The 13,264-nt window shown below is 64.6% G+C and carries 15 protein-coding genes and 1 pseudogene; 5 read left to right on the top strand and 11 right to left on the bottom strand.

Translation table 11 applies throughout. The annotated features are described in order from the left end of the window. The 5 genes from ligD to HP546_RS16390 form a co-directional block, all read left to right on the top strand. Positions 1-706 (top strand): non-homologous end-joining DNA ligase (gene ligD, locus HP546_RS16410; RefSeq protein WP_218584537.1); only part of this gene is annotated, 706 nt, incomplete at its 5' end. A gap of 40 nt (positions 707-746) precedes the next feature. Beyond that, positions 747-1,790, top strand: coding sequence for an acyl-CoA dehydrogenase family protein (locus HP546_RS16405; RefSeq protein ID WP_172227415.1), 1,044 nt, complete (start codon positions 747-749; stop codon positions 1,788-1,790). Continuing rightward, positions 1,787-2,542 (top strand): PIG-L deacetylase family protein, encoded by a 756-nt coding sequence (locus tag HP546_RS16400; RefSeq protein WP_172227413.1) that lies wholly within the window; start codon positions 1,787-1,789, stop codon positions 2,540-2,542. The genes HP546_RS16405 and HP546_RS16400 overlap by 4 nt, the downstream gene beginning before the upstream one ends. Before the next feature lie 11 nt (positions 2,543-2,553). Beyond that, positions 2,554-3,153 carry a bifunctional 2-polyprenyl-6-hydroxyphenol methylase/3-demethylubiquinol 3-O-methyltransferase UbiG gene (locus HP546_RS16395; RefSeq protein ID WP_172227411.1) on the top strand — a complete coding sequence of 200 codons (600 nt, stop codon included), beginning with the start codon at positions 2,554-2,556 and terminating at the stop codon, positions 3,151-3,153. Then, on the top strand, positions 3,150-3,824 hold the full coding sequence (locus tag HP546_RS16390; protein ID WP_172227409.1) for a glycosyltransferase family 2 protein: 675 nt from the start codon (positions 3,150-3,152) through the stop codon (positions 3,822-3,824). Before HP546_RS16395 ends, HP546_RS16390 begins: the two co-directional genes overlap by 4 nt. Here HP546_RS16390 and HP546_RS16385 read toward each other — a convergent pair. The 11 genes and pseudogenes from HP546_RS16385 to HP546_RS16335 form a co-directional block, all read right to left on the bottom strand. After that, positions 3,819-4,679: a Ku protein gene (locus HP546_RS16385; protein ID WP_172227407.1), complete on the bottom strand. Its 861-nt coding sequence runs from the start codon at positions 4,677-4,679 to the stop codon at positions 3,819-3,821. The genes HP546_RS16390 and HP546_RS16385 overlap by 6 nt on opposite strands. Before the next feature lie 72 nt (positions 4,680-4,751). Next, positions 4,752-5,657, bottom strand: a complete 906-nt coding sequence (locus HP546_RS16380; protein ID WP_172227405.1) for an SDR family oxidoreductase — start codon at positions 5,655-5,657, stop codon at positions 4,752-4,754. A 126-nt stretch (positions 5,658-5,783) separates the two neighbouring features. Beyond that, complete coding sequence (locus HP546_RS16375) at positions 5,784-6,371, bottom strand: nucleosidase (RefSeq protein WP_172227403.1); 588 nt, start codon at positions 6,369-6,371, stop codon at positions 5,784-5,786. A 45-nt stretch (positions 6,372-6,416) separates the two neighbouring features. Beyond that, positions 6,417-7,574 (bottom strand): carboxylate-amine ligase, encoded by a 1,158-nt coding sequence (locus HP546_RS16370; protein ID WP_172227402.1) that lies wholly within the window; start codon positions 7,572-7,574, stop codon positions 6,417-6,419. 7 nt (positions 7,575-7,581) lie between these two features. After that, positions 7,582-8,535 (bottom strand): class I SAM-dependent methyltransferase, encoded by a 954-nt coding sequence (locus HP546_RS16365; protein WP_172227400.1) that lies wholly within the window; start codon positions 8,533-8,535, stop codon positions 7,582-7,584. Further along, positions 8,535-9,869: an iron-containing redox enzyme family protein gene (locus HP546_RS16360; protein WP_172227398.1), complete on the bottom strand. Its 1,335-nt coding sequence runs from the start codon at positions 9,867-9,869 to the stop codon at positions 8,535-8,537. Before HP546_RS16360 ends, HP546_RS16365 begins: the two co-directional genes overlap by 1 nt. A 21-nt stretch (positions 9,870-9,890) precedes the next feature. Continuing rightward, the gene (locus HP546_RS16355) at positions 9,891-10,088 is read right to left on the bottom strand and encodes a hypothetical protein (RefSeq protein ID WP_172227396.1); all 198 of its coding nucleotides are present in this window, start codon (positions 10,086-10,088) and stop codon (positions 9,891-9,893) included. 60 nt (positions 10,089-10,148) lie between these two features. After that, positions 10,149-10,268, bottom strand: a pseudogene (locus tag HP546_RS16350) (KGG domain-containing protein); the annotation flags it as partial. A gap of 204 nt (positions 10,269-10,472) precedes the next feature. Continuing rightward, a complete protein-coding gene (locus tag HP546_RS16345) occupies positions 10,473-11,756 on the bottom strand; it encodes an NTP/NDP exchange transporter (protein ID WP_172227417.1) in 1,284 nt (427 codons plus the stop codon). A 4-nt stretch (positions 11,757-11,760) separates the two neighbouring features. After that, positions 11,761-12,669, bottom strand: a complete 909-nt coding sequence (locus HP546_RS16340; protein WP_172227392.1) for an aldo/keto reductase — start codon at positions 12,667-12,669, stop codon at positions 11,761-11,763. An 89-nt stretch (positions 12,670-12,758) separates the two neighbouring features. Continuing rightward, a partial coding sequence (locus tag HP546_RS16335) for a Dyp-type peroxidase (RefSeq protein WP_172227390.1) occupies positions 12,759-13,264 on the bottom strand: 506 nt, incomplete at its 5' end.

Raw genomic sequence — 13,264 nt, 5'->3', positions numbered from 1 at the left:
GTTCTTCCAGAAAAACGCAGGCCAGCTGCACATCGCGCATGTGCTCAGCTACGAAAAAGCCGAGGCGGGTCAGGCGGCGATGGTCATCAATCGCCCGGACACGCTGCTCGGCGCCGTGCAGATGAACATGCTCGAATTGCACACCTGGAATGGCACTGACAAAGACTTCGACAAGCCAGACCGCTTCGTCCTGGACCTCGACCCGGACCCCGCGCTGCCCTGGAAAGCCATGCTCGAGGCCACTCAGCTGACCCTGACCCTGCTTGATGAGCTGGGCCTGAAGGTGTTTCTGAAAACCAGCGGCGGCAAAGGTATCCACCTGGTGGTGCCGTTGACCCGCAAGGCCGGCTGGGACGAAGTGAAGGACTTCAGCCATGCCATTGTCAATTACCTGGCCAAGCTGTTCCCGGACCGCTTGAGTGCCGTATCCGGCCCCAAAAACCGCGTGGGCCGTATCTTCATCGACTACCTGCGCAATGGCAAAGGTGCCACCACTGCCTGCGCCTACTCGCTTCGGGCTCGCGAGGGCTTGCCGGTTTCGGTACCCATATGGCGCGAAGAGCTGACACAGCTCAAGGGCGCCAACCAGTGGAACATCGCCAACCTGCGCGAGCGCCTGGCGGAGGTGGAAGACCCATGGGCTGACATGGGTAAAGTGCGGCAGTCGGTCACCGCCCGCATGCGCAAGCAGATGGGCCTCGAATGATGGCGTTACAGCCAATGGACATGACCCGGGAGACGCGCTGATGAGCATCGTTCAGGACTTCAACCTGACCAACCTCGACCGGCTGTTGCGCACCTTCGGTGAACGGCAGCAGCCTTTGAACCTGGACACGCAACTGCCCCAGCTTATCCAGGCCTTGCAAGCCGATCACCTGGACCTGCTGCCGTTGCCGGGTCAGGGCAACACACTTCGCCGCTGGCAGACCTTGGCCAGGGTGGCCGGCTGCGACCTGGCCCTGGCCAAGCTGTACGAAGGCCACACCGACGCCCTGGCCATACTCGCCGAATGTGCTGCCGCTCATCATGCTGCAGACGGTATCTGGGGTGTATGGGCTGCCGAGCCGCCTGGTGCACGTGCCCATATCAGCGCGCGGCAGGGTGACCAGGTGCGTCTGGTCGGCCGCAAGGCATGGTGTTCCGGCGCCTTGCAGATCGACAGGGCCTTGATCACCGCCTGGGACGAAGCGGAGCAACCGCAGCTGGTCGCGATCGAGCTGTCGCAACCCAGCCAGGAGTTGAACATCGAACACTGGCAAGCCGTGGGCATGGCGACCACGGCCAGCGTCGAAGTCGAATTCAACAACACCCCTGGCACGCTCATCGGCAAACCCGGCCAGTACCTGTCGCGCCCCGGCTTCTGGCACGGCGGCGCGGGCATTGCCGCCTGCTGGTACGGTGCGGCAGAAGCCCTGGCGGACTACCTGCGCGAGCATTGCCGCAACCCACGGCCCGATGTGCATGCCGATGCGCACCTGGGTGCTGTGGACGCCGCGCTGTTCGGCGCCCGCGCGGCGCTGCGCGAATGCGCTGGCTGGATTGACCGCCAGCCCGGGGCAGACGCCAGTTTCGAAGTGCGGCGCACCCGTGCGCAGGTCGAACAGGCGGTGGAGCAAGTGATCAGCCATGTCGGCCGGGCGTTGGGCGCGACCCCGTTCTGCCGTAGCAGCCACTTTGCTCGCTTGATTGCCGACCTGCCGGTATTCCTGCGCCAGAGCCACGCCGAGCGTGACCTGGCGGTCCTGGGGCAGCAGCTGGCACAAGTGCCGGCCGGGGCGTGGCAGCTATGAGCGAGAACCTGATACAAGCCAGCAGCGGCACGCCGTGGGCAGCCTGGCAGCAAGCGGCACTCCTGGCCCGCGCCACCTGGCTCGATGCGCGCCAGCTGTGCCCGCCGGGGCGCCGCCTGGTGCTGATCGCGCCACATCCGGATGACGAGATACTCATGGCGGGCGGCTTGCTGGCCGATTTCCAGGGGCGCGAAGGCGACTTGCTGCTGATCTCCGCCACGGACGGTGAAGGCAGCCATCCCGGATCAAACCAGTGGAGCGAGCATCGCCTGCGTCGGCAGCGTCCGCAGGAAAGCCGCCTGGCCCTGCAGCAGCTGGACCTTGACCTGGGCCGGGTGGACTGGCGCCGACTCAACCTCAAGGACGGCCATCTGCCTCGCGAAGAGGCGTTTCTGGTCAGCCACCTGACCCAGCTGCTGCGGCCCGATGACTTGCTGATGGCAACCTGGCGCGGGGATGGACATTGTGACCACGAGGCCGTCGGCCGCGCTGCCGCGCACGCCGCGCACGCCCGTCAGGTGCAACTGGCGGAGGTGCCGGTGTGGGCGTGGCACTGGGCGCAGCCTGACGACCCGCGCCTGCCGTGGCCCCGTGCGCACCGGCTGCAGCTGGATGAAACCCGCCTGGCGCGCAAGCGCAAGGCCCTGGCCGCCCACGCCAGCCAGCTGGAGCCGGATGGCACTAACCCGCCGGTGCTGCCGACGAACCTGCGTGACTGCCTGTTGCAACCTTTTGAACTGGTGTTTCTTTAAACGGAGTTGTCATGAGCCTTGATGCGCAGTATTTCGCTGACCTGTATGCCAGCAACGAAGACCCGTGGGCGTTCCGCACCCGCTGGTACGAAAAGCGCAAGCGTGAACTGGTCATGGCCAGCCTGCCGCGCCAGTGCTACCAGCGCGTATTCGAACCCGCCTGCGCCAATGGCGAGCTCAGTGCCCTGCTCGCCGACCGCTGCGCCGATCTGCTGTGCCAGGACATCGACCCCACTGCGGTGGGCCTGACCCGCGAGCGCCTGGCCGACGTCCGGCACGCCTCGGTGGACGCGGCACGGCTGCCCGGCGACTGGCCGGGTGGGCGGTTTGACCTGATCGTGCTGAGCGAAATCGGCTACTACCTTGACCCCACCGACTGGCTGCAGGTTATCGAGCAGTCGGCGGCCAGCCTGACCTACGACGGCGGCCTGCTGGCATGCCACTGGACTCACCCGATTGCGGGTTGCCCGCAGGACGGCCGCGAAGTGCACCGGATGCTGGCCAAGCACCTGCCGCTGTACCCGGTATTTCGCCATGAGGAGGCGGACTTCCTGCTGGAGTACTGGTCCAGCCAGCCCAGCGTGGTCGACCTCGACGAGACCTGCCCATGATTGCCGTGGTTATCCCTGCGCATAACGAAGCCCGCCGCCTTGGCCGCTGCCTCAAGTCTGTGCTGGCGGCGGCACGCCAGGCTGAACAGGCCGGGCATCAGGTTGAAATACTGGTGGTACTGGACCGCTGCAGCGATGGCAGTGCGGCCGTGGCCAGGCGCCATGCGGTGCACACCCTGGCTCTTGACGCGGGTAACGTCGGTAAAGCCCGGCGGGCCGGCGCGGCCTGGATGATCGAGCGCGGCGCCAGCTGGCTGGCCTGCACCGATGCCGATAGCCAGGTGCCGCCGCACTGGCTGGTGTCCCAGCTGGACTGCGGCACGGATGTGGTGTGCGGCACCGTGCACGTGCAGCGCTGGCAGCCGTGGCAGAAGGCGGCGTTGCGCCAGCTGTACCTGAGCCGCTACGAAGCCCGTGAGGGCCATCGGCATATCCATGGGGCGAACCTTGGGGTAAGCGCGCAGGCCTATCAGCGCATTGGCGGGTTCCGGCCATTGCCGGCGCATGAGGATGTGCACCTGGTCCGGGACCTGGAGGCGCTGGGCGTGCTGATCAGCTGGACCGCCCGGCACAGCGTGGCCACCAGTAGCCGCCGCGACAGCCGCGCGCGCGAGGGCTTTGGTGATTACCTGGCGAACCTGGAGGGCTTTGCACCGGTCGAGGGGTCATGACGCCTTGCGCGTACGCTTGGCAGGCTTCTTCTCGGCAGCAGGCTTCTTCTTGCTCGGTGCGCTGACCTTGCCACCCAGGCTGCGCTTGAGCAGTTCGGTAAGGTCGATGATGTCCGCGCTTTTCTCGGCACCGGCAGCTTCGCCCTTCTCCACCGTCTCGATCTTGCCCTTGCTGGCCTTCTCTTCCACCAGATCGAGAATGGTCTGGCGGAAGGCATCATGATACTCGTCGGGGCTCCAGACACCGGACATGTCCTCGACCAGTCGCTTGGCCATGTCCAGTTCGCGCTTGTCCACCTTCACATCGGTGACGCTGCTGTCGAGCTCCAGGGTTTCCAGCCCGCGCACTTCTTCCGGCCAGCGCAGGGTGATCATCACCAGGGCCTCGTCCAGCGGCCGTAGCAACGCCAGATGCTGGCGGGTATGCAGCACCACCGTGGCCAGGGCCACCTTGCCGGTGCTGGCCAAGGTTTCGCGCAGCAACGCGTACACCTTGCCGCCACGCCGGTCCGGGCTCAGGTAGTACGGCGTATCAAAATGCTGCAGCGGGATATCACCGGCATCGACAAAGGAAAAGATATCGATGGTCTGGGTGGCCTCGGGCCGCGCCTTGCGGATTTCTTCCTCGCTGATCACCACATAGCGGCCCTTCTCGTACTCCACCCCTTTGACGACGTTTTCCTTGTCGATGTCCTTGCCGGTGACCTTGTTTATCCGCTTGTAGCCAACCGGGTCCATGCTGCGCTTGTCGAGCCAGTCAAAGTCGACGCGCTCGGTGCGCACTGCGGTATTGAGCGCTACCGGGATATGTACCAGGCCAAAACTGATCGCGCCTTTCCAGATTGCCCTAGCCATGGACCTGCTCCTCGATTGCCTGCCGATATCACAAGTGACTGCTGGGGACCGCGAAGGTTTAACCTTGGCGCCCTATGGCAGCGGGTTGCCGCCGGTCACGCCGAAAATTTCACCGGTGATGTAACTGGACTCCTGGCTGGCCAGCAGCACATACACCGATGCGCATTCGGCTGGCTGGCCCGGGCGCTTCATCGGGGTATGCCCGCCGAAGTCCGGGATCTTCTCGGCTGGCTGGCCGCCGCTGGGCTGCAGCACGGTCCAGATCGGCCCGGGTGCCACGGCATTGACACGGATGCCGCGCTCGATCACTTGCTTGGCCAGCGCCTTGGTGAAGGCAACGATCGCGGCCTTGGTGGTGGCATAGTCGAGCAATGTGGCCGAGGGCTGGTAGGACTGGATGGAGGCCGTGTTGATGATGGTTGCCCCGGCGGGCATCAGCGGGATGGCGGCCTGGCACAGCCAGAACAGCGCATAGACATTGGTTTTCAGGGTGTGGTCGAACTGCTCGTGGCTGATCTGGGTGATGTCCTTGCGGGCTTCCTGCTTGCCAGCGACGTTCACCAGAATGTCCAGGCCGCCCAGCTGCTCATGGGCCTGGTCGACCAGCTGCTTGCAGAAGTGCTCGTCCTTCAGGTCGCCGGCAATGGCGACCGCCTTGCGGCCCTCTGCTTCGATCAACTTGATCACTTCGCGGGCGTCGGGCTGTTCTATCGGCAGGTAGTTGAGGGCAATGTCCGCCCCTTCGCGGGCAAATGCGATGGCCACGGCCCGGCCGATGCCCGAGTCGGCACCGGTGATCAGCGCCTTGCGCCCCGCGAGGCGACCGAAGCCTTTATAGGTGTGCTCGCCGTGATCGGGTTTGGGTTGCATGTTGGCATCCAGGCCAGGTGCAGCCTGGCCTTGGGCCGGGAATGGCGGGTGTGGATACTGGGTCAGCGGGTTTTGCATGCTGAACTGGTCCTGGGGCTTGCTGGGCATGGTGCGGGTCCTCTGCGGAAAACAGGTAGAAGCCTTCGCGACTGTGTAGCGCGAAGGCAGTTCTTCCATTTCGAGGTAGTCCCGGCATCGATGGTTTTTTCGGCCCGCGCAAACACCGACCGGCGGTCAGCCCTGGCTGAACAGCACCCGTTTGAAGGCCTCGGCAGCCAGGTGCACCTGCACCGCCCAATCGCCCGCCGCATCACTGCCGGCGTCATCGGAGATGTACTTCAGGCAGACCAGCGGAATGCCTTCGCTACGTGCGATCAACGCCAGCACATAGGCCTCCATGTCGACCACATCATAAGGCGCGTCACCATGGTTGATCTCGAAACTGTCTCCGCTGCCGCACGTTTCCAGCGGCAAGCCCGGCACTGTCACGCCATGCTCCAACAGCACGGGGATATCCGATAACGGCGTCTCGTAGCGGGCGAAACCCAACGGCGTCACGTCCATGTCGCGCTGGACGAATCGGGTGCAACACACCACCTCGCCCTTGCCGTGGCGCAGGCTGCCGGCGGAACCGAGGTTGATGATGAGCCTGGGCCGGCGCGTAGCGATGGCCTTGGTCAGGGCGATGGCGGCATTGACCTTGCCGATGCCGGTGAACACGGTGTTCATCCCCGCGAACACACTGCCCGCTTCGGCCTCCAGGGCGAAGACAAAAAGCGTATCGGCCAACGAAATATCAGGGAATTGCTGGGCAAGGATCATGGTGCAGAACGTCCGGGTGGCTGGCAAAGGCGCCGCCATTGTCGTTCAACCCTCTGCGATTGCAAGTGCCGCGGTATCATGGGGGCGCTGTTTACCGCCCTCTTCCACCACCTGCTCAACCACCCTGCGCAGCGCCTGATGCGCTGTGGCGCCGTTTGCGCGTGCACGTTCGAAACAGGCCAGCTGCCGGTCTGCGCTGGTGCCAGCGTCCAGCAGGCGGCGCGCATGCAGCAGGGAGCGCTCGGCATCTGCCGTATCGACCGGGAAAGCCTCGTGCAACTGGGCGAGCCAGCCCCGGGAAGACACCGCCTGTTGTTGCTGCTGGCCGATGAATGAGCCGTGGCGACCATGGCGCATGGCGCGCCAGTAGTTCTCCTGCGCTACCCAGCGCAGCTCCCGTGCCGGGGGCGCGCGGTCGAGCCCAGGATCGAGGTTGTGCTCCACCAGGTGCCGAAACAGCCCGGCGATGCACAGCGCATCCTCCAGGTCGGGGCAGGCATCACAGATGCGCAGTTCTACGGTCGGATAGCGTCGCGAGGGGCGGATCGCCCACCAGAAATCCCCGTCCTCGGCCAGCACACCGGTGCGCTGCAGCAACGCCCGGTAACTTTCGTAGGCGGGCCAGTCGGGCAATGGCTCAGGCAAGCCCATGTGCGGCCATTCAGCGCAAATCACCCTGCGGTAGCTCATGTAGCCCGTGTGCTGGCCGGTCCATAGCGGTGACGATGTGCTCAACACCAGCAGCAGCGGCAGCCAGGGTACCAGCCGATTGATCAACTGCATCCGGTCGCATTCTGCCGGCACGCCCACATGCACATGCAGGCCGTTGAGCAAGCTGCGCCGCGCCACGTGCTGGTAGTCATCGAACAATTGCCGATAATGCGCCGATGCGGCGGGTTTCTGCCTGTGCCACTGGGCGAACGGATGGCTCGCGGCGCCATACAGGCCCATGCCTTCCTGGGCCACGGCTGCGGCCAGGCGCTGGCGGCCCTGGGCGAAGAATTCCCGCGCCTGGTCAAGGTTGCCGAACACCGGGGAAGCCACCTCGATCTGGCTGCGGAACATCTCCTGGGCAAAATGCTTGCCTAGCGCATCGCGGCAACGCTTGGTCACGCCCAGCGCCGGGGTCACCGGCACCCGACCAGTGGCCAGGTCGATCAACAGGTACTCTTCTTCGATGCCGAAGGTGCACGACCTGGCCATAGTCGGATTACCCGTTACGGGTGACGGTAAGCGCCACGGCCGCAATGCGTTCCACGTGCTCGTAGCCACGCTCATCCAGTTGCTCGCCGAAAACATCCGGGTCGATTTCCCGGTATACCCACGACCATTCAGGCCCTGCCAGCCGCAGGCGGACCGCTTCCAACAGGGCATCCCGCCCTTCGACCATCGCGACCCCGGTGTACAGCAGCAGCGATCCGCCCGGGCTCAGCCGTTCGCGGGCTTGCTCGACGATGCGCAGCGAAAGCGCTGCGCCCAGTGATCCACCGCCATGCCGATAGGTGCGCTCGCTCAGGTCAAGCATATAGGGTGGGTTGGCCACGATCAGATCGAACGTGCCGGTAATGCCGTCAAGCAGGTCACTGGGCTCGACCGAAACATTGCTGACACCGGCCAGTGCTGCATTGATGGCGGTGTAGCGCAGCGCCAGCGGGTTGATGTCGACAGCGCTGACCTGAGCATGCTGCGCGGCCCGGGCAATCAGCAGTGCACCGACGCCGCTGCCGCAGCCGATGTCGACCGCATGCTCGACCCGCTGCGGGGTGCGTTGCAGGTGGTCATGGATGACCTGGGCGAAGCGGTAGCTGTCCGGGCCGAAAAACACTGCATCGCTGGCGTCGGTGGGGTATGCCGAGTGCACCAGTAGCAGGTCATCGAGGGTCGACCAGCGCACGGTACTGTGCAGCAGTTGCCCGTGTTCGGTGACAAGATGGCCGCGCTGCAGTTGGCCCAGTTCATCAGCAGACAGCAAGGCTGGCGAGAACGGGCGGCTCCAGCCGAACACGTCGCGCAAGGTGCGGGCCTGTTCAGCCCCCTGGCGGCTGTTGACGCGGGCGTGGGTAGCGGGCGTGACACAGGTGAAACGGTAGCCGTCGGCACGTAGGCGCTTGCCTAGCTGCAGTAATGCCCGGTCGGTTTCCAGATGTTGTGGGTCGAGCATCATCAGCAGGGTTGCTCCTGAATCAGGCCGGTGGCGCGCAGATACGCGCGGGTCGCGATCAGACCCTCCGGTGCGGCATGGCGATTGCCGGCCATTTTCTCAATCAATGCATCGATATTTTCATCCTGCGACCTGCCGAGAGGTGCGTCCTCCGGCTGCACAGGAACATCCCAGCTGCCCGGCATGACGCGCCTGACGCGGGTTTGCCAGCCCGCCGCGATCCAGTCGTGCCACAGCTGTTTCTCGTAAGCGTTGAATACGCCGTACATGGGTGCCGACGGCCCTTCGATCAACGTCCACCAACGGCTCTGGGCCGGCTGTTCGCCGCGGCGGATCCAGCCCTGGGCCTGCAGCGCCTGCAGAAACGCTGGCATGGCGCCCGGCTCGGCCAGCCACTGGTTGACGGTACGCTGCTGCAGGCGGCAGTGGTCCGAATGCATGAACTGGCCGAAATTGCGCTTGTGCTCAAGCGCCCGCAGCAGCTCGGCCTCCAGGTCGAAGCGGCTGATCAGGCTTGGCGTATCGACACCCAGATCATTGAGGCGATAACCGAGCCTGACGCGCTCATAGAAGGCATGCTGATCGTGGGCGGGGCACAGTTGGCGCACTGCCTGGGTGGACAGGTGGGCATGACCGCTGGCAGCGTTATCGATAGTGACATGCAGCTGGAAGTACTGCCCATCGATGCCCAGCTCGGCCAGCTCGTAAGTGGTAATCAGCAGGTGCAACGGCGGTTGCTCGTAGCCGAGGTTGTAGCCGATCATCTCGGCAAGGAATGCGTCGCCGTGCTGCCCGAGCGCGAGCTGTATAGCACCCTGCAGGTAGCGTTCGTCCTCAAGTTCGGCTTGGCCCGGGCAGCCGATGCGGCTCATCAGCCGCTGATAGATCAGCACGTGGTTACAGCGCGGGTCGCCGCTGCCCAGTTCTTCCAGGTAGGTACGGATCAGGCCGTGGAAGCGCGGATCACCCCAGTGGCGCAAGGTGCTATGTAGCCATGCACCGTCTACTGCCTTGGTGGGCGCCACTTGCTGGAGAAACCACAAGGCCTGGGCACGGTTGGCAAAATAGCGCCGTGGCGCGCCTTGTCGACGCTGCTGCAGATACGCCGCATAGGCTTCGGCCACCTGAGCGGCATGCTGGGCACTCCAGGCTTGCAACTGGGCGGGATCAGCGGGCAGGTCGTCCGGCAGGCGCCGAGCGTGCGCCAGCTGTTCGTTCAACCACGCGGCGCTGGTCGTGTCGCGGCCTTCGAGCAGTTCGTGGTAACGAGCGTGAAGGCTGGGCACGGTCGCCAAGGCCTTACCCTTCACGGCGGTCTTGCAGGTCGTGACCGTCATGGCGTGTTCCTCATGCGCGTGTTATGGGCTGGTTTTCTGGCCTGGCATCGGCTCAGGGTCTGGCGCAGGTTGGGGAGCGGGTTTATCAGTGGGTTGCTGCATCTGCAGAGAAGGCTTGCTGGGATCGGAATCCTTGCCCGGGTGGTCGTTGTCGCGGTCGAAGCAGCCGCCGACCAAAGTCAGGGCGCCCATCAGGGCGATCAGGGGAGTCAGTCGCATAAGGAGCTCCTGCTTAATAAAATCGCAGTGCCAGGTTGCCCTGGCACTGCGTAGCCTCACTTACGAACGGCCGCCCTTGCGGCTGGTATCGCTGCTTTGGCCGCCACCGGAATGCTGGCCGCCTTTGCGCCCTGCTTCGGAAGCTTTCTCGCGGTCATTGGCGAAATTGCCTGGGTTCTTGCTACCACCCTGGCTGCCTTGTTGATTGCCGGTGCGGCTATTCTCTTTGTTGGCCATGGTCTCAAACCTCATATGACTTCGGAATGCACGGCTTTTTCGCCGTACACCTGTTCGGAGTTCCGGCATATGAAGGGATTCGGTTTATTGCGAAGCGTTCGGACCGGCGGCGTTAAATAAGCGGCGGCGCCATATTTGGTGCGCTTGTCAGTCGCGCAGCGGGCGTTCCAGGCAAGCCTGTCGGCGCCCTAGCCAACTCCCGGTAGCCGCCCAGCACAACGCAATCAGTGTGCCGATCAGCATCGCCAGCTGCGGGTGTTCGGCCATCACGTCCAGCGCCCGCTTCAGCCAACCGCTCAAGGCATCGCCGCCGCGGTAGACCACAGTGTCGATGAAGTTCTTGGCCTTGTATTTGTCCTCGGCGGGCAGCACGGTGAAGAGCATTTCGCGGCCTGGGCGCACCAGCGCGTACTCACCGGCGCGCCGTACCACCATCACCACCACGAATGCGCCGAACACGGGTGCCAGTGCCAGCCACAAGAAGCCAGCCGCCATTACCAGCGGTACCGCCACCAGCAATATGCCAACCCCCAGGCGCCGCGCCAGGCGGCCGGTAAGAAATACCTGGGTGATGATGGCCAGGGCCTGGACCACGCTGTCGATCAGGCCGAACACCTGCGTCTGTCGAGTGCGGTCAGTGAAGGTTTCGCTGACGATGCGCGCCTGCTCGAAATACAGGAAGGTGCTGACACTGGCCAGCAACACCACGAACAACGCGATGCCCAGCAGATACGGCGAGCGCAGCACGGCGGTAGCACCGGCAAACGGGTTGCCGCCCAGCGGCCGCGCGTCCGGGTGGCCGGCTTGCGTTGGCAATGGCTGGCGGGCACGCCAGCGCTGCAGGTACAGGGTCGCGCCGATGCTGCCGAGCAAAAAGGCGGCCGCCAGTAGCAGCAGCCCGGCATGCCCCAGTGGCGCCACCAGCAGCGTGCCCAGGATCGGGCCACTGAGCCCGCCAAGGCTGGCCCCGGCCGCCAGCAAGCCGAACAGGCGCTTGCCTTGCACAGTGGAGAACAGGTCGGCGAGCACGCTCCAGGCCAGCGAAATGGTCAGCAGGTTGAACACCGACAACCAGATATAGAAGGCCCGAGCGACCCACACATCGTCGGGCGCGCGGGCAAACAGCACGGCAAACAGCACAAGGTTGCTGGCGAAGAAGCCGTAAGTCCACGGCAGGATATGCCGGCGCTGCGCCCTGGACGCCAGCCACCCGAACAGCGGCAGGCACGCCAGGGTGGCGATGAAGGTGCCGGTGAACAGCCATTGCAGGTTGTCGACGCCACCGGCGACACCCATGGTTTCGCGCACCGGGCGCAGCATGAAATAGCCGGTGAACAGCAGGTAGAACAGCAGCAGGCCGGCGACGACCGCCGGCCCCTCGCCAGGCTGGATGTTCAGCCCTTGGTCCAGGCGCCGCCGCCAGGCCTGCATGGCGTCAGGCAAACAGCTTGATCAGCGCCTGTTGCTGCGCCTGGGTAAGCATCGGCTCATGGCCGGCCTTCAGCTGGTCGAGCTGGCGGTCGGGGCGGCTGGTGGCAGGAATGACCGTGGTCACCGCCGGGTGGCTGATGGCGAACTTGAGAAACAGCTGCGCCCAGCTGCCGATACCCGCGTCTGCAGCCCAGGCGGGCAAGGCCTGGTCCTTTACCTTGGCGAACAGGCGGCCATCGTCAAAGGCCCTGTTGATCAGCACCGCAATACCCTTGTCCTGGCACAGCGGCAGCAACTCGCGGGCGGCTTCGGGCGCGTTGACCGAGTAGTTGATTTGAATGAAGTCCAGCGGCTGGCTGCGGACGATGCTGGCGACCTCGTCCTGCCCACTGTTCAGGTAATGGGTGATGCCTACGTAGCGGGTCTTGCCCTGCTGCTTCAGTTCCTGGGCATAGGGCAGTTGCCGCTGCCAGTCGCGCAGGTTGTGGATCTGCAGCAGGTCGACCTTGTCGGTACGCAGGCTTTCGAGGCTACCAGCCCATTGCGCTTGCGCATCGGCGCGGCTGTTGGCGGCGATCTTGGTGGCAATGAAGCATTGCCGGTGCCAGCCGCCCTCCTCCAGCAATTGGCCAAGAATACGGTCGGCGCCGCCGTAGTTAGGTGAAGTGTCGATGACCCGCCCGCCGCCCTCGAAAAAGGCCTTGAGGACAGTTTTCAGCTGCTGGTACTGAGCCGAGCCGGCTTCCACTTCGAAACTGCCGGAGGTGCCGGCACCAATCACCGGCAGCGCCTCGCCGGTGGAAGGGACTTTGCGCGTCAGCAGCCCGGTCGGGGCAGCGGCGTGCAACCAAGGGCTCGCGGCAAGCAAACCCAAGGCGGCACCTGCGCGTAGGACATCACGACGTGCGTACATGGGAAAGCCCCCGTCATGAACCGGAAACTTTCAATGCTAGCCGCTCTGGCCTGCGTTGGCAGGTGTTTCTGTGTCTGGATGTTTAGTGATCAGCCCTGCAGCAGCTGGCTCAGGTCGGCACCCGCCTCAGCGATCGGCGGGCACCAGTAATAGCCGCCGGTCAATGGCCGGCTGAAGCGGTAGAGGCCGTCAATGATCCCGTCTTCCAGTCCGCTCATGCGCCGCAATTGCACTTCGAACGCGTCGAAGCTGTGGCCCAGGGCGACGAAGGCCAGGCCAGCACCGCGTTGGTCGGCCCAGGCCACCGAGCGACGCACCATGAACGCCTCAGGTTCGAAGCTTTCCTGGGCGGTCCGCTTGACGTGGGCTGATTCGGGCGCGTCGTCCAGCTCCTCGTTGTCGCTCAGGCGACGGCCGATGATGTTGTCCTGGTCCGCCTGCGGCAGCGACTTGAAGTATTCCAGGTCATGCTTCCACAGCTGAAAGGCTGCAAAACTGGAGCCGTCTGCCGCAATGGCTGCCTGCACGGCGTCTTCGTCCACCGGGTTTTCGGTGCCATCCTCGTAGCCGGTCAGGTCATGGCCGCCACGGTGCA

Origin of the sequence: Pseudomonas sp. CM25 (genome assembly GCF_013179705.1) — a bacterium.
In the GTDB taxonomy this organism is placed as follows: Bacteria; Pseudomonadota; Gammaproteobacteria; order Pseudomonadales; family Pseudomonadaceae; genus Aquipseudomonas.
Note: the sequence above shows the minus strand (reverse complement) of the source record. Positions and strands in the feature narration are given on the sequence as shown.